Origin of the sequence: Massilia sp. Bi118 (assembly GCF_918697865.1) — a bacterium.
GTDB lineage: Bacteria > Pseudomonadota > Gammaproteobacteria > Burkholderiales > Burkholderiaceae_D > Telluria.
The window spans coordinates 1-21,519 of record NZ_CAKKMV010000022.1; the positions used below are offsets into that span (position 1 = coordinate 1).

15 protein-coding genes and 1 tRNA gene are annotated in these 21,519 nt (G+C 62.6%); all 16 read left to right on the forward strand.

What is annotated here, in order from left to right; all coding sequences use genetic code 11:
- Positions 1–242 (forward strand): elongation factor Tu (locus tag LQV39_RS23985; RefSeq protein WP_230023530.1); only part of this gene is annotated, 242 nt, incomplete at its 5' end.
- Between the two features lie 108 nt (positions 243–350).
- Positions 351–426, forward strand: a tRNA-Trp gene (locus LQV39_RS23990).
- A 37-nt stretch (positions 427–463) separates the two neighbouring features.
- On the forward strand, positions 464–853 hold the full coding sequence (gene secE / locus LQV39_RS23995) for a preprotein translocase subunit SecE (protein WP_230029705.1): 390 nt from the start codon (positions 464–466) through the stop codon (positions 851–853).
- Positions 853–1,467 (forward strand): transcription termination/antitermination protein NusG, encoded by a 615-nt coding sequence (nusG, locus tag LQV39_RS24000; protein WP_230029706.1) that lies wholly within the window; start codon positions 853–855, stop codon positions 1,465–1,467. The genes secE and nusG overlap by 1 nt, the downstream gene beginning before the upstream one ends.
- A gap of 111 nt (positions 1,468–1,578) precedes the next feature.
- On the forward strand, positions 1,579–2,010 hold the full coding sequence (gene rplK / locus LQV39_RS24005; protein WP_230029707.1) for a 50S ribosomal protein L11: 432 nt from the start codon (positions 1,579–1,581) through the stop codon (positions 2,008–2,010).
- The gene (rplA, locus tag LQV39_RS24010) at positions 2,011–2,706 is read left to right on the forward strand and encodes a 50S ribosomal protein L1 (RefSeq protein WP_230029708.1); all 696 of its coding nucleotides are present in this window, start codon (positions 2,011–2,013) and stop codon (positions 2,704–2,706) included.
- Positions 2,707–2,991: 285 nt separating this feature from the next.
- Positions 2,992–3,528, forward strand: a complete 537-nt coding sequence (gene rplJ, locus LQV39_RS24015; RefSeq protein WP_230029709.1) for a 50S ribosomal protein L10 — start codon at positions 2,992–2,994, stop codon at positions 3,526–3,528.
- Positions 3,529–3,582: 54 nt separating this feature from the next.
- Positions 3,583–3,957, forward strand: coding sequence for a 50S ribosomal protein L7/L12 (gene rplL / locus LQV39_RS24020; protein WP_230029710.1), 375 nt, complete (start codon positions 3,583–3,585; stop codon positions 3,955–3,957).
- Between the two features lie 284 nt (positions 3,958–4,241).
- A complete protein-coding gene (rpoB, locus tag LQV39_RS24025) occupies positions 4,242–8,351 on the forward strand; it encodes a DNA-directed RNA polymerase subunit beta (protein ID WP_230029711.1) in 4,110 nt (1,369 codons plus the stop codon).
- 155 nt (positions 8,352–8,506) lie between these two features.
- Positions 8,507–12,754, forward strand: coding sequence for a DNA-directed RNA polymerase subunit beta' (gene rpoC / locus LQV39_RS24030; protein ID WP_230029712.1), 4,248 nt, complete (start codon positions 8,507–8,509; stop codon positions 12,752–12,754).
- Positions 12,755–13,141: 387 nt separating this feature from the next.
- Positions 13,142–16,156 (forward strand): TonB-dependent receptor, encoded by a 3,015-nt coding sequence (locus LQV39_RS24035; protein ID WP_230029713.1) that lies wholly within the window; start codon positions 13,142–13,144, stop codon positions 16,154–16,156.
- A 59-nt stretch (positions 16,157–16,215) separates the two neighbouring features.
- Positions 16,216–16,770, forward strand: coding sequence for a cysteine hydrolase family protein (locus LQV39_RS24040; protein ID WP_230029714.1), 555 nt, complete (start codon positions 16,216–16,218; stop codon positions 16,768–16,770).
- 50 nt (positions 16,771–16,820) lie between these two features.
- Positions 16,821–17,405, forward strand: coding sequence for a helix-turn-helix domain-containing protein (locus tag LQV39_RS24045; protein WP_230029715.1), 585 nt, complete (start codon positions 16,821–16,823; stop codon positions 17,403–17,405).
- The gene (locus tag LQV39_RS24050; protein ID WP_230029716.1) at positions 17,402–17,923 is read left to right on the forward strand and encodes a GNAT family N-acetyltransferase; all 522 of its coding nucleotides are present in this window, start codon (positions 17,402–17,404) and stop codon (positions 17,921–17,923) included. Before LQV39_RS24045 ends, LQV39_RS24050 begins: the two co-directional genes overlap by 4 nt.
- A 71-nt stretch (positions 17,924–17,994) precedes the next feature.
- The gene (sodC, locus tag LQV39_RS24055; protein WP_230029717.1) at positions 17,995–18,570 is read left to right on the forward strand and encodes a superoxide dismutase family protein; all 576 of its coding nucleotides are present in this window, start codon (positions 17,995–17,997) and stop codon (positions 18,568–18,570) included.
- Positions 18,571–18,676: 106 nt separating this feature from the next.
- Positions 18,677–21,388 (forward strand): ATP-binding protein, encoded by a 2,712-nt coding sequence (locus LQV39_RS24060; protein WP_230029718.1) that lies wholly within the window; start codon positions 18,677–18,679, stop codon positions 21,386–21,388.
- Positions 21,389–21,519 lie beyond the last annotated feature (131 nt).

Consider the following 21,519-nt stretch of genomic DNA (forward strand, 5'->3'; position numbering starts at 1 on the left):
ACGAAGGTGGCCGTCACACCCCGTTCTTCAACAACTACCGTCCGCAGTTCTACTTCCGTACCACCGACGTGACCGGTTCGATCGTTCTGCCGGCCGACAAAGAGATGGTCATGCCGGGCGACAACGTATCGATCACCGTCAAGCTGATCGCTCCGATCGCGATGGAAGAAGGTCTGCGCTTCGCAATCCGCGAAGGCGGCCGTACCGTCGGCGCCGGCGTGGTTGCCAAGATCATCGCCTAAGTAACAAGCAGCACCCTCGGGAGGAACGATTCTGTTCCTCCCAACAACAGAGTATTGCGCGGTGCCACCGCACCGCGTATAATGCTCGATTCAGCTAGAAGTTTATGTAGGGGAGTAGCTCAATTGGCAGAGCGTCGGTCTCCAAAACCGAAGGTCGCGGGTTCGATTCCCTCCTCCCCTGCCACCGAATTCGGTGCTTAGCACCCGAAAGTAAATTAAGTATGTCTAATCAATCCGTGCAAACCGTCAGCACCTCGAATGACAAGTTCAAGGTAGCGCTGGCAGTGGTTGCTACGATTGCAGGCGTGGTTGGCTTTTTCATTCTGAAAGGCCAGAACAAACCAGCTCTGGTGTGCGCAGGCGCACTTGTGGCTGGTTTGGTCGTTGCCGTCCTGCTGTTGTGGACTTCCGCTACCGGTCGTGACTTCCTGGGCTTCGCCAAAGAGTCCGTACGTGAGACGAAGAAGGTTGTTTGGCCCACCCGCAAGGAAGCCACCCAGATCACCATGGTGGTCTTCGGTTTTGTGCTGGTGATGGCGATTTTCCTGTGGGGCACGGATAAGATTCTTGAGTTCCTGATGTACGACGTGATCCTGGGGTGGAAACAATAATGAGCGATAACGTGCAGCAAGATGACGTGCCGGGCAATGCTCCGGCACAAGACGCTGGTGCGCCGCTGAGTACTCCGGTCAGCAACAAGCGCTGGTACGTCGTGCATGTCTACTCCGGTATGGAAAAGAGCGTCATGCGCGGCCTGCTGGAGCGCATCGAGCGCGGCGGCATGCAAGAGCAGTTCGGCCAGATCCTGGTCCCGACCGAAGAAGTGGTCGAGGTCAAGAATGGCACCAAGTCGGTATCCGAGCGCCGCTTCTTCCCGGGCTATGTGCTGGTCGAGATGGAAATGACCGACGAGTCCTGGCACCTCGTGAAGAACACGCCGAAAGTCACCGGCTTCATCGGCGGCAAGAGCAACAAGCCGACCCCGATCCCGGCCCGCGAAATCGACAAGATCATGCAGCAGGTGCAGGAAGGCGTCGAAAAGCCCCGCCCGAAAGTGCTGTACGAAGTGGGCGAGCAGGTGCGTATCAAGGAAGGCCCGTTCACCGACTTCAACGGCAACGTCGAGGAAGTCAACTACGAAAAATCGAAGGTGCGTGTCACTGTCACCATCTTCGGCCGCGCAACTCCGGTGGAACTGGAGTTCGGGCAGGTAGAGAAAGTCTAAAACGCCGAATCGGAGCGTCGCAGCAGCAAGGCGGAATCCGATAAGAGGAGCTCCGCCTGATAAGTGGTACAGGTGGAGCGCTACCACTCAATCGAGAGATTAGGAGCCATCATGGCAAAGAAAATCATCGGTTTTATCAAGCTGCAAGTGCCGGCTGGTAAAGCAAACCCGTCCCCTCCGATCGGCCCGGCCCTTGGCCAGCGCGGTCTGAACATCATGGAATTCTGCAAGGCGTTCAACGCCCGTACCCAAGGCGTCGAGCCGGGCATGCCGATTCCGGTGGTGATCACCGCCTTCGCGGACAAGTCTTTCACCTTCGAGATGAAGACCCCGCCGGCAACCTACCTGATCAAGAAAGCCGCCGGCATCACCAAGGGTTCGCCGAAGCCGCATACCGACAAGGTCGGCACGCTGACCCGTGCCCAGGCTGAAGAAATCGCAAAAACCAAACAGCCGGACCTGACCGCTGCCGATATGGATGCTGCCGTGCGCATCATCGCCGGCTCGGCACGTTCGATGGGCATCACGGTGGAGGGTATCTAAATGGCTAAGCTGTCCAAGCGCGTCAAAGAAATGAAAGCCAAAGTGGATCGTAACAAGGTCTACGCTTTCGATAACGCCGTTTCGATCATCAAGGAATTCGCGACCGCCAAGTTCGACGAGTCGATCGACGTCGCCGTCCAGCTGGGCGTGGATCCGAAGAAATCGGACCAGGTCGTCCGCGGTTCCGTGGTTCTGCCGGCTGGTACCGGCAAGACCGTCCGCGTCGCCGTGTTCGCCCAGGGCGACAAGGCCGAGCAGGCTAAAGCCGCCGGCGCCGACATCGTCGGCATGGAAGACCTGGCTGAGATGGTTAAAGCCGGCAACATGCCTTTCGACATCGTGATCGCTTCGCCGGACACCATGCGTATCGTCGGTACCCTGGGTCAGATCCTGGGCCCGCGCGGCCTGATGCCGAACCCGAAGGTCGGCACCGTGACCCCGGACGTCGCTACCGCCGTCAAGAACGCCAAGGCCGGTCAGGTCCAGTACCGTACCGACAAGGCAGGTATCATCCACGCCACCATCGGCCGCAAGTCCTTCTCGGACGAGCAGCTGAAGAGCAACCTGGTCGCGCTGATCGACGCCCTGAACAAAGCCAAGCCGGCTTCGTCGAAGGGTATCTACCTGCGCAAGGTCGCTCTGTCGTCGACCATGGGCGCTGGCGTCCGTGTCGACCAGGGTACCCTGGCTGCCTAATTGGCAAGAATGTAGGGTGGGCACTCTGTGCCCACCAATACGCAAAGAATTAAGTCCTTGTAGAACATCACAAGGCGGATCTTTGGGCTGGCAGTGAAAGCTGCCAGGCAATCAAAGACCGTTGGGCCGAATGCAGCAGGCAGGCAGGAGGTTAATAGATCACCCAACGCAGATGGCGAACCCGAACAAGTTTTGTAGTCGATGCTATGTCGTACTTCTTAACTTCGGACGCCGTGTTCGAACCGATGCGGGGGATGTCCCTCACATCATTTAAGGAGATTGACCGTGGGTCTTAATCTGAATGACAAAAAGGTCGTCGTCGAAGAAGTTAGCGCAAAAGTAGCAACCGCGCAAACCATCGTCGTCGCCGAGTACCGTGGCATCCAGGTTAGTGCTCTGACGAAACTCCGTGCAAATGCTCGTTCGCAGGGTGTGTACCTGCGTGTTCTGAAGAACACGCTGGCACGTCGCGCTGTGGAAGGCACCCAGTTCGCCTCCCTGGCTGACTCCATGGTTGGTCCGCTGATCTACTCGATCTCGGACGACGCCGTGGCAGCAGCCAAGGTCATCAGCGACTTCTCCAAGACCAACGACAAGCTCAAGGTCATGGGTGGTAACTACGCTGGTAAGAATCTGGATGTCGCTGGCGTCAACGCGCTGGCAAGCATCCCGAGCCGTGAAGTCCTCATCGCCCAGCTGCTGGGCGTCATGCAGGCTCCGGTTTCCGGCTTTGCACGAGTTCTGGCTGCCGTGGCAGCACAAAAAGGCGAAGGTTCCGCAGCTCCGGCAGAAGCCGCAGCGGAACCGGCAGCGGCTGAATAAGCCCTGGCCTTTTTGCTCAAGTACTAATCACACACTAAATATTTGGAGTTTCAAATGGCAATTAGCAAAGAAGAGTTCCTGGACGCAGTTGGCGCAATGTCGGTCATGGAACTGAACGACCTGGTCAAGGCTTTCGAAGAGAAGTTCGGCGTGTCGGCAGCTGCAATGTCGGCACCGGCTGCTGGCGGCGGCGCTGCTGCTCCGGCTGCTGAAGAGCAGACCGAATTCAACGTCGTGCTGTCGGAAGTCGGCGCGAACAAGGTCGGCGTCATCAAGGCCGTCCGCGAAATCACCGGTCTGGGCCTGAAAGAAGCCAAGGACCTGGTCGACGGCGCACCGAAGACTGTCAAGGAAGCCCTGCCGAAAGCTGACGCTGAAGCCGCCAAGAAGAAGCTGGAAGAAGCTGGCGCCAAGGCCGAGCTCAAGTAATACATACGCAATGGGCGCCGGCAACGGCGCCCAAAGCCGGAGTCAAAGCTTGCAGACCCCCGCCGGAAGGTGGGGTATGCGGCTTTGGCTCTTTTGTCGTCCCTGCGACAAACACGCGTTAGCCCTGCAGTAGCAGTACCGAAGCACCGAAGTAATCGTAACACAGCAGTACGGCTGTCCTTATTACCTGGCCGAACGCGGCGAGATTTGAGGGCTTGCATGTGGTGGTCTCACCACTGGCAATCCCTGAAGTCTCATCCCTTTCTGTCACTCACGGAGTGTCCATGCACTACTCATTTACTGAGAAGAAACGCATTCGCAAGTCGTTCGCGAAGCGCGCCAACGTTCACAACGTTCCTTATCTCCTGGCCACGCAGCTGGAGTCCTACGAGAATTTCCTGCAAGCGGACGCAGCGCCGTCCGTGCGCAAGAACGAAGGCCTGCAGTCGGCTTTCTCCTCAATCTTCCCGATCGTGTCGCACAATGGCTTTGCGCGTCTCGAATTCCTCTCTTACGTGCTGGGTGACCCCGCTTTCGACGTCAAGGAATGCCAACAACGCGGCCTGACTTTCGCGTCGCCGCTGCGTGCGAAAGTGCGCCTGGTGATCCTGGACAAGGAATCGCCGACCAAGCCGGTCGTGAAGGAAATGAAGGAACAGGAAGTGTACATGGGCGAACTGCCGCTCATGACCGCCAATGGCTCGTTCGTCATCAACGGCACCGAGCGCGTCATCGTCTCGCAGCTGCACCGCTCGCCGGGCGTGTTTTTCGAGCACGACCGCGGCAAGACCCACTCCTCGGGCAAGCTGCTGTTCTCGGCACGTATCATTCCTTACCGCGGCTCGTGGCTGGACTTCGAATTCGATCCGAAGGACATCCTGTTCTTCCGCGTCGACCGCCGCCGCAAGATGCCGGTGACGATCCTGCTGAAAGCCATCGGCATGACGCCGGAGCAGATCCTCGCCAACTTCTTCGTGTTCGACAATTTCAACCTGCGTTCGGAAGGCGCGGAACTGGAATTCGTGGCCGAGCGCCTGCGCGGCGAAGTCGCGCGCTTCGACATCGTCGATCCGAAGTCGGGCAAGACCCTGGTGCAGAAAGACAAGCGCATCAACGCCAAGCATGTGCGTGACATCGACGCCGCCGGCATCACCTATATCTCGGTGCCGGAAGACTACCTGGTCGGCCGCGTGCTGGCCACCAACGTGGTCGACGGCGACACCGGCGAGATCATCGCCAGCGCCAACGACGAGCTGACCGACGAGCTGCTGGGCAAGCTGCGCGACGCCAACATCCCGGCGATCCAGACCCTGTACACCAACGACCTGGACCAGGGCGGCTACATCTCGCAGACCCTGCGCACCGACGACACCGCCGACCAGACCGCCGCGCGCGTGGCGATCTACCGCATGATGCGTCCTGGCGAGCCGCCGACCGAAGAGTCGGTGGAAGCCCTGTTCAACGGCCTGTTCTACAGCCCGGAACGCTACGACCTGTCGGCTGTCGGCCGCATGAAGTTCAACCGCCGTATCGGCCGTGACGAACTGACCGGCGACATGACCCTGTCGAACGAAGACATCCTGGCCGTGATCAAGATCCTGGTCGAGCTGCGCAATGGCCGCGGCGAAGTCGACGACATCGACCACCTGGGCAACCGCCGCGTGCGTTGCGTGGGCGAACTGGCCGAAAACCAGTTCCGCGCCGGTCTCGTCCGCGTCGAGCGCGCCGTCAAGGAGCGCCTGGGCCAGGCCGAAGCCGACAACCTGATGCCGCACGACCTGATCAACTCGAAGCCGATCTCGGCCGCAATCCGCGAGTTCTTCGGTTCGTCGCAGCTGTCGCAGTTCATGGACCAGACCAACCCGCTGTCGGAAATCACGCACAAGCGCCGTGTTTCCGCACTGGGCCCGGGCGGCCTGACCCGCGAGCGCGCCGGCTTCGAAGTCCGCGACGTGCACCCGACCCACTACGGCCGCGTGTGCCCGATCGAAACGCCTGAAGGCCCGAACATCGGCCTGATCAACTCGCTGGCACTGTACGCCCGCCTGAACGAATACGGCTTCCTGGAAACCCCGTACCGCAAGGTCGACGGTTCGAAAGTCACCGACAAGATCGAATACCTGTCGGCGATCGAAGAAGGCCGCTACATCATCGCCCAGGCAAACGCCGCGATCAACGAAGAAGGCCAGCTGGTCGACGAACTGGTGTCGGCACGTGAAGCCGGCGAAACCATCCTGGTCTCGCCTGAGCGCATCCAGTACATGGACGTGGCCCCGGGCCAGGTCGTGTCGGTGGCAGCTTCGCTGATTCCGTTCCTCGAGCACGATGACGCGAACCGTGCACTGATGGGCGCCAACATGCAGCGCCAGGCCGTGCCCTGCCTGCGTCCCGAGAAGGCGTTTGTCGGTACCGGCATCGAGCGTACCGTGGCGGTCGACTCGGGCACCACCGTGCAGGCAACCCGTGGCGGCCTGGTCGACTACGTCGACGCCGGCCGCGTGGTGATCCGCGTGAACGACGACGAGGCGCAAGCCGGCGAAGTCGGTGTGGACATCTACAACCTGATCAAGTACACCCGTTCGAACCAGAACACCAACATCAACCAGCGTCCGATCGTGAAAGTGGGCGATCGCGTGGCACGCGGCGACGTCATCGCCGACGGCGCCTCGACCGACCTGGGCGAACTGGCACTGGGCCAGAACATGCTGGTGGCCTTCATGCCGTGGAACGGCTTGAACTTCGAGGACTCGATCCTCATCTCGGAGAACGTCGTCAAGGACGACCGCTACACCTCGATCCACATCGAGGAACTGTCAGTGGTTGCCCGCGACACCAAGCTGGGCCCTGAAGAAATCACCCGCGACATCTCGAACCTGGCTGAGAACCAGCTGGCGCGTCTGGATGAATCCGGCATCGTCTACATCGGCGCCGAAGTGCAGGCCGGCGACGTGCTGGTCGGTAAGGTGACCCCGAAAGGCGAGACCCAGCTGACCCCGGAAGAGAAGCTGCTGCGCGCGATCTTCGGCGAAAAGGCGTCCGACGTGAAGGACACCTCGCTGCGCGTGCCGTCGGGCATGGTCGGTACCGTGATCGACGTGCAGGTCTTCACCCGTGAAGGCATCGTCCGCGACAAGCGCGCCCAGCAGATCATCGACGACGAGCTGAAGCGCTTCCGCCTGGACCTGAACGACCAGCTGCGCATCGTCGAAGGCGACGCCTTCCAGCGTCTGGAACGCCTGCTGGTCAACAAGACCGTCAACGGCGGTCCGAAGAAGCTGAACAAAGGCGCGGTCATCACCAAGGAATACCTGGCTGACCTCGACAAGTTCCACTGGTTCGACATCCGTCCGGCCGACGACGAAACCGCCAACGCACTGGAGGCGATGAAGGAGTCGATCAACGAGAAGCGCCACCAGTTCGACCTGGCCTTCGAAGAGAAGCGCAAGAAGCTGACGCAAGGCGACGAGCTGCAGCCTGGCGTGCAGAAGATGGTCAAGGTCTACCTGGCCGTCAAGCGCCGCCTGCAGTCGGGCGACAAGATGGCAGGCCGCCACGGTAACAAGGGTGTGGTCTCGCGTATCGTGCCGGTCGAAGACATGCCGTTCATGGCCGATGGTACCCCGGCCGACGTCGTGCTGAACCCGCTGGGCGTGCCGTCGCGTATGAACGTCGGCCAGATCCTCGAAACCCACCTCGGTTGGGCGGCGAAGGGCCTGGGCCTGCGTCTCGGCGAAATGATCAAGGCCAAGGCACAGACCGAGCAGCTGCGTGCCTTCCTGGGCAAGATCTACAACGAGACCGGCAAGTCGGAAGACCTGGACAACTTCAGCGACGAAGAGATCGTCGAACTGGCGAACAACCTCAAGAACGGCGTGCCGTTCGCGACCCCGGTGTTCGACGGTGCGCACGAAAGCGAAATCCGCCGCATGCTGGACCTGGCTTTCCCTGACGAGATCGCGACCCACCTGGGCATGACCCCGTCGAAGAACCAGGTCACGATGTACGACGGCCGCACCGGCGAAGCGTTCGAGCGCAAGGTCACCGTCGGCTTCATGCACATGCTGAAGCTGCACCACCTGGTCGACGACAAGATGCATGCCCGTTCGACCGGCCCGTACTCGCTGGTGACGCAGCAGCCGCTGGGTGGTAAAGCCCAGTTCGGCGGCCAGCGCTTCGGTGAGATGGAGGTGTGGGCACTGGAAGCCTACGGCGCCTCGTACGTGCTGCAGGAAATGCTGACCGTGAAGTCGGACGACGTGAACGGCCGTACCAAGGTGTACGAGAACCTGGTCAAGGGCGACCACGTGATCGACGCAGGTATGCCGGAATCGTTCAACGTGCTGGTGAAAGAGATTCGTTCGCTGGGTATCGACATCGATCTCGAGCGCAGCTAACACCAGGGCGAACCGCCGCCCTATGAGCCGTCGTCCCCGCGCAGGCGGGGACCCAAGTTTGGCGATATGCCGCGAACTTGGACCCCCGCCTTCGCGGGGGCGACGGAGAGGCAGCGGCAGTAGTACGTAAAGAATTCAATCACCCGGAGTGATAAATGAAAGCACTGCTCGATCTATTCAAGCAAGTTCAGCAAAACGAGAGCTTCGACGCCATCAAGATTGGCCTGGCGTCGCCCGAGAAAATCCGTTCGTGGTCCTACGGCGAAGTCAAGAAGCCGGAGACCATCAACTACCGTACCTTCAAGCCGGAGCGTGACGGCCTGTTCTGCGCCAAGATCTTTGGCCCGATCAAGGACTACGAATGCCTGTGCGGCAAGTACAAGCGCCTGAAGCACCGCGGCGTGATCTGCGAAAAGTGCGGCGTCGAAGTCACCCTGGCCAAAGTGCGCCGTGAGCGCATGGGCCACATCGAGCTGGCCTCGCCGGTCGCCCACATCTGGTTCCTGAAATCGCTGCCGTCGCGTCTGGGCATGGTCCTGGACATGACCCTGCGCGATATCGAACGCGTTCTGTACTTCGAAGCATATGTCGTGACCGATCCGGGCATGACGCCGCTGAAGAAGTGCCAGATCATGTCGGAAGACGACTACGCCGCCAAGTACGAAGAGTACGGCGACGACTTCACCGCATTCATGGGCGCCGAAGGCATCCGTGAACTGCTGCGCTCGATCGACATCGACCGCGAAGCCGAAGCGCTGCGCGTCGAACTGAAAGAGTCGAAGTCGGAAGCGAAGATCAAGAAATACGCCAAGCGCCTGAAAGTGCTCGAGGCGTTCCAGCGTTCGGGCATCAAGCCTGACTGGATGATCATGGAAGTGCTCCCGGTCCTGCCGCCGGAGCTGCGTCCGCTCGTCCCGCTGGATGGCGGCCGTTTCGCGACCTCCGACCTGAACGACCTGTACCGCCGCGTCATCAACCGTAATAACCGCCTGAAGCGCCTGATGGAACTGCGCGCGCCGGAAATCATTACGCGTAACGAGAAGCGCATGCTGCAGGAAGCAGTGGACTCGCTGCTGGACAACGGCCGTCGCGGCAAAGCGATGACCGGCGCCAACAAGCGTCCGCTGAAGTCGCTGGCTGAAATGATCAAGGGTAAGGGCGGCCGTTTCCGTCAGAACCTGCTGGGCAAGCGCGTCGACTACTCGGGCCGTTCGGTCATCGTGGTGGGTCCGCAGCTGAAACTGCACCAGTGCGGCCTGCCGAAGCTGATGGCCCTCGAACTGTTCAAGCCCTTCATCTTCAACAAGCTGGAGTTGATGGGCCTGGCCACCACGATCAAGGCGGCGAAGAAGCTGGTCGAACAGCAGGAACCGGTGGTCTGGGACATCCTGGAAGAGGTCATCAAAGAGCACCCGGTCATGCTGAACCGTGCGCCGACCCTGCACCGTCTGGGTATCCAGGCGTTCGAGCCGGTGCTGATCGAAGGTAAGGCAATCCAGCTGCACCCGCTGGTCTGCGCGGCGTTCAACGCCGACTTCGACGGTGACCAGATGGCAGTCCACGTCCCGCTGTCGATCGAAGCACAGATGGAAGCCCGCACCCTGATGCTGGCTTCGAACAACATCCTGTTCCCGTCGAACGGCGAGCCGTCGATCGTCCCGTCGCAGGATATCGTGCTGGGTCTGTACTACGCGACCCGCGAAGCGATCAACGCCAAGGGCGAAGGCATGCTGTTCCCGGACGTGTCGGAAGTCATCCGCGCGTACGACAACAAGGAAGTCGAACTGGCGACCCGCATCACCGTGCGTATCGTCGAGTTCCCGAAGAACGAGCAGGGCGGCTTCGACCAGACCCTGACCCGCTACGAGACCACGGTCGGCCGTGCGATCCTGTCCGAGATCCTGCCGAAAGGCCTGCCGTTCTCGGTGCTGAACCGCGCGCTGAAGAAGAAGGAAATCTCGAAGCTGATCAACACCTCGTTCCGCAAGTGCGGCCTGCGTGCGACCGTCGTGTTTGCCGACAAGCTGATGCAGTCGGGCTTCCGCCTGGCGACCCGCGCCGGTATCTCGATCGCCGTGGACGACATGCTGATCCCGGACGTCAAGAAGTCGATGATCGCGACCGCCGAAGCGGAAGTGAAGCAGATCGAGCAGCAGTACGCTTCGGGTCTGGTCACCGCCGGCGAGCGTTACAACAAGGTCGTCGACATCTGGGGCAAGACCTCGGACGAAGTCGGCAAGGCGATGATGGACCAGCTGAAAGTGGAACCGGTCACCAAGCGTGACGGCACCGAAGGCACCCAGGAATCGTTCAACGCGATTTACATGATGGCCGACTCGGGCGCCCGTGGTTCGGCAGCCCAGATCCGCCAGCTGGCCGGTATGCGAGGCCTGATGGCGAAGCCGGACGGTTCGATTATCGAAACGCCGATTACCGCGAACTTCCGCGAAGGCCTGAACGTTCTGCAGTACTTCATTTCGACGCACGGCGCCCGTAAGGGTCTGGCCGACACCGCGCTGAAGACCGCGAACTCGGGTTACCTGACCCGCCGCCTGGTCGACGTGACCCAGGATCTGGTGGTGATCGAGGACGATTGCGGCACCACCAACGGCACGCACATGAAGGCGATGGTCGAAGGCGGTGAAGTCATCGAGCCGCTGCGCGACCGTATCCTCGGCCGTGTGGCAGGTACCGACATCGTCAATCCGGAAACGCAAGAGACCCTGTTCGAAGCCGGCACCCTGTTGGACGAAGACATGGTGGAAGAGATCGAGCGCGTCGGTATCGACGAAGTCAAGGTCCGCACCCCGCTGAACTGCGACACCCGTTATGGCCTGTGCGCGAAGTGCTACGGCCGTGACCTGGGCCGCGGCATGCTGGTGAACAGCGGCGAAGCGGTCGGTGTGGTCGCTGCGCAGTCGATCGGTGAGCCAGGTACCCAGCTGACCATGCGTACCTTCCACATCGGTGGTGCGGCATCGCGTGCAGCGGTGGCATCGTCGGTCGAAGCCAAGTCGAACGGTACGGTCCGCTTCACCGCGACCATGCGTTACGTCACCAACGGCAAGGGCGCGCAGATCGTCATTTCCCGTTCGGGCGAAGTGCTGATCACCGACGACCACGGCCGTGAGCGCGAGCGTCACAAGGTGCCGTACGGCGCGACCCTGACCGTCCACGACGGCATGGTGGTGAAAGCCGGCGTCGCACTGGCAACCTGGGATCCGCTGACCCGTCCGATCATCACGGAATACGGCGGCACGATCAAGTTCGAAAACGTGGAAGAGGGCGTCACCGTCGCTCGCCAGGTGGACGAAGTGACCGGCCTGTCGACCCTGGTGGCGATCGATCCGAAGCGCCGCGGTTCGGGCAAGACCCTGCGTCCGCAGGTCAAGCTGCTGAACGAAGAGGGCCAGGAAGTCAAGATCGCCGGCACCGAGCACGCCGTGACGATCGGCTTCCAGGTCGGCGCGCTGATCATGGTGAAGGACGGCCAGCAGGCATCGGTGGGTGAAGTGCTTGCACGTATCCCGACCGAGTCGCAGAAGACCCGTGACATTACCGGTGGTCTGCCGCGCGTTGCCGAGCTGTTCGAAGCCCGTTCGCCGAAAGATGCCGGCATGCTGGCGGAAGTCACCGGTACGGTCGCCTTCGGTAAGGAAACCAAGGGCAAGCAGCGCCTGGAAATCACCGACATGGACGGCAACAAGCACGAGTTCCTGATTACCAAGGACAAGCAAGTGCTGGTGCACGACGGCCAGGTGGTGAACAAGGGCGAGATGATCGTGGACGGCCCGGCCGATCCGCAAGACATCCTGCGCCTGCTGGGTATCGAAGCGCTGGCCCGCTACATCGTCGACGAAGTGCAGGACGTGTACCGTCTGCAGGGCGTGAAGATCAACGACAAGCACATCGAGGTGATCGTTCGCCAGATGCTGCGCCGTGTCCAGATCGTCGAAGCCGGCGACACCGACTACATCGTCGGCGAACAGGTCGAGCGTTCGGAACTGCTGGAAGAGAACGACCGCGTCAACGCAGCGAACAAGCTGCCGGCAACCTACGAAAACGTGCTGCTGGGTATTACCAAGGCATCGCTGTCGACCGACTCGTTCATCTCGGCCGCATCGTTCCAGGAAACCACCCGCGTGCTGACCGAAGCGGCGATCATGGGCAAGCGCGACGGTCTGCGCGGCCTGAAGGAAAACGTCATCGTCGGCCGCCTGATCCCTGGCGGTACCGGTCTGGCCTTCCACCGCGCACGCAAAGAGAAAGAAGCGTGGGAAGCGGAAGAGCGCCAGGCGCTGCTGCAGCAGGAAAAGGCCAACATGGCTGCCGAGCTGCAGGCCATGGAAGACCAGCAGAACGCTGCGGCTTCGCTGGAACAGCACCACGGCGACGGCGAGTAATCTTCGCTTGAGCTTCAGCTTTTAGCCGCTGAAAACGGCTGATGAGAACGGCACCTTCGGGTGCCGTTTTTTTTCGTCTCGTCAATTCGATATGCATATGTTGTGCATATCTCATGCATACGTTGTATGTATGCAACTCTCACTAATTATTGCATTTGACACAATATTGCTATGAATGTTCTTATTGCCAGCTGAGCTTTCCTAATGGAAAAGAAAGCAAGTTCCGATACGGTTTTTTTCATCTGTAAAGAGTTGTAAAGAAACGCATGGGTTTGCCTGGAAGGCTTGTGAGTTCGTTGTTCGCTTGTCGCATCGCTCTGATTCAAAAAAAACACATTCAAGATTCAAGGGAGAGATACTTTGCACACAGTAAAACAAACGTCGAAGATGACCGCGCTGCGCCGGTCTGCCGTGTCGGTCGCAATCGGCATGTGCTTCATGGGCGCTGCGTGGGCTGCCGAGACCGGCGGCCTGCGTATTTCCATCGTCAGCCCACAAGGCAAGCCGGTGGCCGGTGCGACCGTGAAGATCAGCTCGCCGAGCAGCCTGGTGACCAAGACTGTCGTCACCGAAGCCGACGGCTCGGTCCGCGTTGCGGGCCTGGACCCGGCAACCGACTACAAGATCGAAGTGGTGGCCCCCGGCTTCTCGACCTTCAACGCGACTGACGTCTCGGTGGTCAGCGGCGCCAACCCCAGTGTGACCTACTCCCTCGCAAGCGGCGGCGGCGAAGGCCAGCGTGTGGTCGTGACCGGCTCGCGCGTGGTGCAGGTCGATACGACCTCCGCCACCGTCGGCACCATCCTGAACCTGGCCACCGTGGAAGCGCTGCCGACCGGCCGCAGCTACCAGAGCTATCTGCAGCTGGTGCCGGGCGTGAAGCCTTCCGCAGGCGGCAATCCTGCCTCGAAATCCGGCGTCAACTACTCGGACATCGGCGGCGCCACCGGCACCTCGACCGACAACGTCTACATCCTCGACGGCGTCGATGTCACCGACTCGAATACCGGTACCTTCGGTTCGAACATCAACTCCGAGATCATCCAGGAGCAGCAGATCCTGACCGGCGGCATCCCGGCCGAGTACGCCGGTGGTACGGGCCTGGTGTCGAAGGTGATCACCAAGTCGGGCGGTAACGAGTTCCACGGCTCCGTCAACTACTACTTCCAGAATGACAAGCTGGTTGCCGACAACAAGCACAACACCGCCTCCGCCTTCTCGACCTACGATTCCGCGGTCACCCTCGGCGGCCCGATCATCAAGGACCAGCTGTGGTTCTTCGGTTCGTTCCAGAAGAAGGGCCGCGACACCGACGTGGTCCAGTCGGACACCGGCGAATTCCTGCGCACGGTCAAGCGCGACGACAAGCTGGGCTTCCTCAAGCTCACCTGGCAGCCGACCGACAACGACCGCATCACGGCGTCCTTCTTCAATGACCCGACCACCATCAGCGGTTCGACCACGCCGTCGACGCTGAACAACCGCGACCGCAGCACAAAGCAGGGCGGCGACAACTACAAGGTCGAGTACTCGCGCGACATGGAGAACCTGCGCCTGAATGCGTACGCGTTCCGCCACGAAAGTGAAGTGTCGAATTTTGCGGCCGACAAATCGACGCTCAACAACGTCGTTTATTGCGCGGGCGCTGCGTGCGCAATTCGCATTCCTGCACTGAGCATCGCACAGAGCAGCCTGGGCGGCGCCGGCTCGGACGTCGTCTCGACGCGTAACCGTGACGAAATCGGCGCCAGCGGCGAGTATTTCCTCGAGACCGCCTCGGCCGGTACCCATACCTTCAAGGCCGGCTTCCTGAAGTCGGAAAACGAGTATTTCCGCGACTCCCGCGTCAGCGGCCCGGAAAAGGCGACCTACACCTCGATCGCATCGGGCAATGCCGGCGTCACGTTTACCCAGTTCATCGGCGGCGGCTGGACCGGTTCGAAACCGATCAGCGCTGTCGATATTCCGCGTATCATCACGGCCATCAACGGCAGCCCGGACAAGGCCTATTTCACCAACCTGCTCGACACCAACAAGGATGGCGCGGTTACCGATCCGGAGATCCGCGCCTACCAGTTCAACAGCACGGCCGCCAACCCGGGCGGGCAGGTGAACACCTACCGCAGCCGCGAAGCGCAGGCAGCGCCCTACGTGGTGAAAGCCACCGGCAAGGCGGCCTACCTCCAGGATACCTGGACGCTGAAGCAGCTGACCGTGAATGCCGGCGTCCGTGCCGAAGAGTGGGTGCATAAGGATTCGAAAGGCGCACAATCCGCCAAGTTCAAATGGGAACTGGCGCCGCGCCTGAGCGTGGTGTACGACCCGGTTGGCGATGGCCGCAGCAAGGTCTGGGGCTTCCTGGGCCGCTACTACGACCCGATCCGCACCAACATGTCCGACTTCGCAGGCAACCTGTCCGGTCCGGTGCTGGAAGAGCAGATCGCCCTCGGCGACAAATGGCTGACCTTCCGCACCCGTGGCGGCGACAAGACCCCGGATGCACTGTTCTCGCCGTCGACCAAGACGCCGCACACCGACGAGTTCATGCTCGGCTATGCGATGAACATCGGCAAGGACTGGACCGTATCGGCTACCTACACCAAGCGCCGTACCCGCGACGTGCTGGAAGACTACGACCTGGGCCTGTACTCGGACCCGACCCTGACCATCGCCACCGCGCCTGAAGGTGCTGCGGCGCCGGGCTCCGCCTACTACCTGCCGTATTCGTACTTCGGCTACTCGTCGAAGCCGAATTCGAACTACGTCCTCGGCACCCTCGCAGGCGGCAAGCGCGACTACCAGGGCATCGAACTCAGCTTCAGCAAGGCGAAGCGCGACAACTGGATGGCAGGCGGCTCGTACACCTACAACGATGCCAAGGGCAATACCAACTCGGACAGTAACGCCGACTTCCAGGGCGACTGGATCGCACTGGATCCGCGCGCACCGAATGCCTACGGCCCCCAGCCTGGCAACATCAAGCACCAGGCCAAGGCGTACGGCGCCTACTTCTTCGACAATGGCCTCGAGCTGAGCGGTGTGTTCAACTGGAACAGCGGCTCCCTGTACAGCCGTACCTTCGGCAGCTCCAGCCGCAACCTGCCGGAAATGGGCGATGCGTACCTGAACGGCGGCGTTGTCGACACCTGGATCCTGCCGGGCGCCATCGGCAGCCAGACCGCGCCGTCGTACTACACCCTCGACGTCCGCGCGAAGTACATCTACAAGCTGACCGCCAGCCAGAAGATCGAGTTCTTCGTCGACATCTTCAACCTGCTCGACAAGCAGTCGGTCACCGCCGTGCAGTCCCTGGTCGCCGGCAGCGCCGCCTTCAAGTTTGGCGAAGGCACCGACTGGGTCCAACCGCGCCGCCTGTACCTGGGCGCACGTTACACCTTCTGATCTGAACGATCGGAAGTCGTCTTGAGCTTTTGCCGGCCTCGCAAGGGGCCGGTTTTTTTATGACACCGACCGCACTGATCATCATCGACATGCAAAAGGGCATGCGCAGCGCCAGCCTGCCGCCCAGGAACAACCCGGACGCCGAGGACAACATCGCCCGCCTGCACGCGGCCTGGCGCGAGGCGGGGCAGCCGGTGGTCAGCGTGCGCCACATCAGCCGCTCGCCATCGTCCGTGTTCGCGCCCGGCCAGGAGGGCGTCGAGTTCCAGGCGCGTTTCATGCCGCTGGCGCACGAACACGTCGTCGAAAAAAATGTGCCGGACGTCTTCATCAACACCGGTCTCGAACATTGGCTGCACGCGCGCGGCATCCGGCGCCTGGTGATCGCCGGGGTCAGCACCAACAACTCGGTCGAGGCGAGCGCACGCACGGCCGGCAACCTGGGCTTCGAGACGGTGGTGGTAGCGGATGCCTGCTTCACGTTCGAGAAGCAGGACTTCGGCGGAACCTTGCGCAGCGCCGAGGAGGTGCATCTGATGGCGCTGGCCAACCTGGACGATGAATACGCCCGCGTTCTCTCCACCCAACAGGTCTTGAGCGAACAAGGCTGCTGATCCAATAAAATCCAGTTTACAGGATATTAATATCCACTATACTGGATGGCATGGACATCAACCAACGCATCGCCCAGCGCCTGCGCGAACTGCGCGACGCCCAGGGCCTCTCGCTCGCGCTGCTTGCCGAACGCAGCGGCGTCAGCAAATCGAATATTTCGCTGATCGAACGCGGCGAGAGCAGCGCCACCGCCACCGTGCTGGACAAGCTCAGCGCCGCGCTTGGCGTCACGGTCGCTTCGCTGTTCGAGAAGCCGGCCGAGGATGCGCCGTCGCCGGTCGCGCGTGTGCAAGACCAGCCGGTGTGGACCGATCCCGCTTCCGGCTACGTGCGCCGCAACCTGTCGCCGGCCATCTACTCACCGAACCAGCTGGTCGAAGTGAACTTCCCGGCGGGGCAGCGCGTGGCCTATGAAACCAGCACCCGCGACGTCGACGTCCACCAGCAGGTCTGGATCATCGAGGGCAGGATGGAAGTCAGCGTCGGCGACACGCAATGGACGCTGGAGACCGGCGACTGCCTGGCGATGCGGCTCGACCAGCCGATCGCCTACCACAACCCGACCGGCAAACCGGCGCGCTATCTGGTCTCGCTGGTCACGCAGGCGCACAGGGCGCCGAGGAGGGAAGCATGAACACCGGCCTGAGCGTGCGTACGCTGGCGGGCGAGGAAGCGCATGCGTGTATCTCGCAACTGGCCGACGTACTGCTCGATTGCGTCGAGGGCGGCGCCTCGGTGAGCTTCATGCTGCCGATGGCACGCGAGACGGCCGTCGATTTCTGGCGCAAGGTGGCCGATGGCGTCGCGCGCGGCGAGCGCACCCTGCTGGTCGCCGAAGACGGGGAAGGCATCGCCGGCACGGTCCAGCTGATCACCGACATGCCCGAAAACCAGCCGCACCGCGCGGACGTCGCCAAGCTGCTGGTGCACCGGCGCGCGCGCGGCGCGGGGATAGCCCGGGCCCTGATGGAATCGGTGGAGGAAGCGGCGCGCGGGCAGGGCAGGCGGGTGCTGGTGCTGGATACGGCCAGCCCCACCGCCGAACGGCTGTACGAGCGCCTGGGCTGGCAGCGGGTGGGCGTGGTGCCGGATTATGCCTGCATGCCGGATGGGGCCTTGTGTGCGACGAGCTTCTATTACAAGCATGTCTAGCGTCCGCCCTTGTCCATATCCTTGACATACACTGTCTCCGCTTCCTCATCCAAACCCTGAAAGGAGACGGTATGAACACGAACACCAAAGCCGCCCTGCTGGCCAGCACCCTCGCCGCAGCCGCGCTCGCAGCAGCAAGCGCCGCCGGCGCCCAGACTCCCACCCAGGCCGCCCAGCCCGGCAACAAGCTGCAGGCGCCGATGACCCTGGTGACCCCCGCCGGCACCGGCAAGATGATCGGCACGGTGATGATCTCGGAGTCCGACAAGGGCCTGGTGTTCACGCCGAACCTGAGCGGCCTGCCCGCCGGCCCGCACGGCTATCACGTGCACGAGAACGGCAGCTGCGGCGCGAATGAAAAGGATGGGAAGAAGGTGGCGGCGGGTGCCGCCGGCAGCCACTACGACCCGGCCGGCAGCAAGCAGCACCTCGGGCCCACCGGCAACGGCCACCTGGGCGACCTGCCGCCGCTGGTGGTGGGCGGCGACGGCCGCGCCACCGTGCCGGTGACGGCGCCGCGGCTCAAGACCCTGGCCGACGTCAAGGGCAAGGCGCTGATGATCCACGCCGGGGGCGACAATTACGCCGACAAGCCGGCGCCGCTCGGCGGCGGGGGCGAGCGCATTGCCTGCGGGGTGATCCAATAGGGGCGCAATGTAAAAATGATGCAACAGATGCATGCATTAATTTAACAATGCCTGCTATGATGGGCAGCTGAGCCGACTGTCCGGCTCAGTCCTGTTAATGAGCACTATGCCCTGGCCATTCGATCCCGCCACCTCCGGAGACACCCCGCTGCAGAAACTGAGCGAGATGGAGCTGCTGATGCAGCGCCATCCTTGGGAGAACACCGCCGTCGGGCCGGTCGCGTCCTGGCCGTTCAGCCTCAAGCTCGCGGTGCGCACGCTGCTCGACTGCCAGCTGCCCATGTACCTGGCCTGGGGCGACAGCTATACCCAGTTCTTCAACGATGCCTATGTCCCCATCCTCGGTGAAAAAATCGAGGGTGCGCTGGGCGGCGATGCGCGTGCTACCTGGCCCGAGATCTGGCCAGTGATCGGCCCGATGTGGGACGGCGTCAAGCGCGGCGAACCGGTCGGCTCGGATAATCTGGCCCTGACCATCAATCGCTACGGCTACTTCGAGACCTGCTGGTTCAATTATTCGTACAGTCCTGTTTATAGCGAACAGCGCAAGGTCGAAGGTGTGCTGGTTACCTTCGTCGAAACTACCGGCAAGGTGATGGCGGAGCGCCGCAACGCATTACAGGTTACGCTGACCGAGATCCTGCGCCGCGAGACCGACGCCGAAGCGCTGATGCACGCCGTCGGCCGCCACGTCAGCGAATATGCCGCCGGCGCGCTGGCGATCTATGCGACGGTCGACCACGCGGCCCAGGCGGCCGTGATCCGCGAACAGTGGCGCCAGGGGGCGCCGGACGGCGAACCGGGACGCGTGCTGCCGCTCGAGATGCTGGCCTTCGGCCGCGGCGCCCAGCTGCTGCGCGGCGAGACCGTGTGCGTGCCGGACGTCGAACAGGAAGCGGACATTCCAGGCGCCGGCGCCTGGCTGGCGCAGGGCATCGTCTCCGGCCTGGTGGTGCCGCTGATGGACGCCGATCGCCTGGAAGCCGTGATGGCGCTGCACGCGCCCGCCGCGCAACGCTGGGAAACCGCCGAAGTGCAGCTGCTGGAAGACAGCACGCGCCGCAGTTGGGAGGCCTTGCGCCGCATCCGCGCCGAGCAGGCGCTGCGCGACGAGACCCGCATCCTGGAGCTGATGAAGCACGCCACCGAGCAGCTGGCTTCGACCCTCGATCTCGAGCCTCTGGTGCAGGCGATCACCGACGCCGCGACCCAGCTGACCGGCGCCGAATTCGGCTCCTTCTTCTACAACCACACCAACGGCAACGGCGACGCCTACCTGTTGTACACCTTGAGCGGGGCGCCGCGCGAAGCCTTCCAGAACTTCGGCCAGCCGCGCGCCACCAAGGTGTTCGGCCCGACCTTCCGCGGCAGCGCGCCGATCCGCAGCGACGACATCACGAAAGATCCGCGCTACGGCTCGATGGCGCCGCACCACGGCATGCCGCCCGGCCACCTGCCGGTGCGCAGCTACCTGGCGGCGTCGGTGGTGTCGCGTTCAGGCGAGGTGATCGGCGGCCTGTTCTTCGGCCATTCGACCCCGGGCATGTTCAGCGCCCGCACCGAGGAGCTGATCGGCACCTTTGCCGGCCAGGCCGCGATCGCGATCGACAATGCGCGCCTGTACGACATGGCGCAGAAGGCGGCGCAGGAGCGCGAGAGCCTGCTGGCCAGCGAACGCGCCGCGCGCGCCGAGGCCGAGCGCCACAACAAGATGAAGGACGAATTCCTGGCGATGCTGGCGCACGAGCTGAGGAATCCCCTGGCGCCGATCACCAGCGCGGCCCAGCTGCTGCGCCTGCCCGAGGTGAACGAGGGCTTGCGTCTCAAAGCCAGCAACATCATTTCGCGCCAGGTGCGCCACATGACGGAGCTGGTCGACGACCTGCTCGACGTCTCGCGCGTCACCCGCGGCCTGATCAAGCTGGAGACCGAGGTGCTGGACCTGAACAAGGTCGCGATGGCAGCCGTCGAACAGGCCCGCCCGCACATCGAGGAGCGCCGCCACACGCTGACGGTCGACCTGCCGCGCGACCAGGTGCCGGTCGAAGGCGACCGCACGCGCCTGATCCAGGTGCTGGTCAACCTGCTCAACAACTCGGCCAAGTACACGCCGGCCGGCGGCCGGATCACCCTGTCCGTGACCCGCGACGGCGCGGCCAGCGCGGTGAGCGTGCGCGACAACGGCAGCGGCATCGACGCCCAGCTGCTGCCGCATATCTTCGACCTCTTCACCCAGGCCGACCGCGCGCCCGACCGTTCGCAGGGTGGGCTCGGGATCGGCCTGGCGCTGGTGAAGAGCATCGTGCGCATGCACGAAGGCAGCGTATCCGCGCACAGCGACGGCCCGCAGCAGGGCACCACGATGACGGTCACGCTGCCGCTCGCCCAGGCGCAGGCCGGCGAGACGCCGCGCGCCCAGCTGGCCGCCGAGACCCGGCCGCTGCTGGTCACCATCGTCGACGACAATCTTGACGCCGGCCAGTCGCTGGCGGTGCTGCTGCGCGCCCACGGCCACACGGTGCAGGTCTACGAGGACGCCTCGACCACGCTGCGCGCGCGGGAAGCCGAGAGCACCGAAGTCTTCATCCTCGACATCGGCCTGCCCGACATGACCGGCTACGAACTGGCGCGCCGCCTGCGCCGCCAGCCCGTCCACGCGGGGGCGGTGTTCGTGGCGCTGACCGGCTACGGCCAGGAGCGCGACCGCGAGCTGTCGCGCCAGGCCGGCTTCGATCATCACCTGGTCAAGCCGGTCGATATTGCGAAGCTGGCGCAGATTCTGGCGCGGGCGGGATCTCCTGTGGCGCCGGCGCACTAACCGTCGTTCCCGCGCCTTTACCGTCGTCCGCGCGCCTTCACCGTCGTGCCGGTCATTGACCGCCCCGACTTCCCGCGAAGGCGGGAACCCATGCTGAAGCTCCGAAGTCGGAATGTCGATGACAAACGGGC

Excerpts from the sequence above, each read along its gene's own strand:
- secE (WP_230029705.1), top strand. The coding sequence starts at position 464 with ATGTCTAATCAATCCGTGCAAACCGTCAGCACCTCGAATGACAAGTTC.
- LQV39_RS24060 (WP_230029718.1), top strand. The coding sequence starts at position 18,677 with ATGCCCTGGCCATTCGATCCCGCCACCTCCGGAGACACCCCGCTGCAG.
- rpoB (WP_230029711.1), top strand. The coding sequence starts at position 4,242 with ATGCACTACTCATTTACTGAGAAGAAACGCATTCGCAAGTCGTTCGCG.
- rplL (WP_230029710.1), top strand. The coding sequence starts at position 3,583 with ATGGCAATTAGCAAAGAAGAGTTCCTGGACGCAGTTGGCGCAATGTCG.
- rplK (WP_230029707.1), top strand. The coding sequence starts at position 1,579 with ATGGCAAAGAAAATCATCGGTTTTATCAAGCTGCAAGTGCCGGCTGGT.
- sodC (WP_230029717.1), top strand. The coding sequence starts at position 17,995 with ATGAACACGAACACCAAAGCCGCCCTGCTGGCCAGCACCCTCGCCGCA.
- rpoC (WP_230029712.1), top strand. The coding sequence starts at position 8,507 with ATGAAAGCACTGCTCGATCTATTCAAGCAAGTTCAGCAAAACGAGAGC.
- LQV39_RS24040 (WP_230029714.1), top strand. The coding sequence starts at position 16,216 with ATGACACCGACCGCACTGATCATCATCGACATGCAAAAGGGCATGCGC.
- rplA (WP_230029708.1), top strand. The coding sequence starts at position 2,011 with ATGGCTAAGCTGTCCAAGCGCGTCAAAGAAATGAAAGCCAAAGTGGAT.
- LQV39_RS24045 (WP_230029715.1), top strand. The coding sequence starts at position 16,821 with ATGGACATCAACCAACGCATCGCCCAGCGCCTGCGCGAACTGCGCGAC.
- nusG (WP_230029706.1), top strand. The coding sequence starts at position 853 with ATGAGCGATAACGTGCAGCAAGATGACGTGCCGGGCAATGCTCCGGCA.
- LQV39_RS24050 (WP_230029716.1), top strand. The coding sequence starts at position 17,402 with ATGAACACCGGCCTGAGCGTGCGTACGCTGGCGGGCGAGGAAGCGCAT.
- LQV39_RS24035 (WP_230029713.1), top strand. The coding sequence starts at position 13,142 with ATGACCGCGCTGCGCCGGTCTGCCGTGTCGGTCGCAATCGGCATGTGC.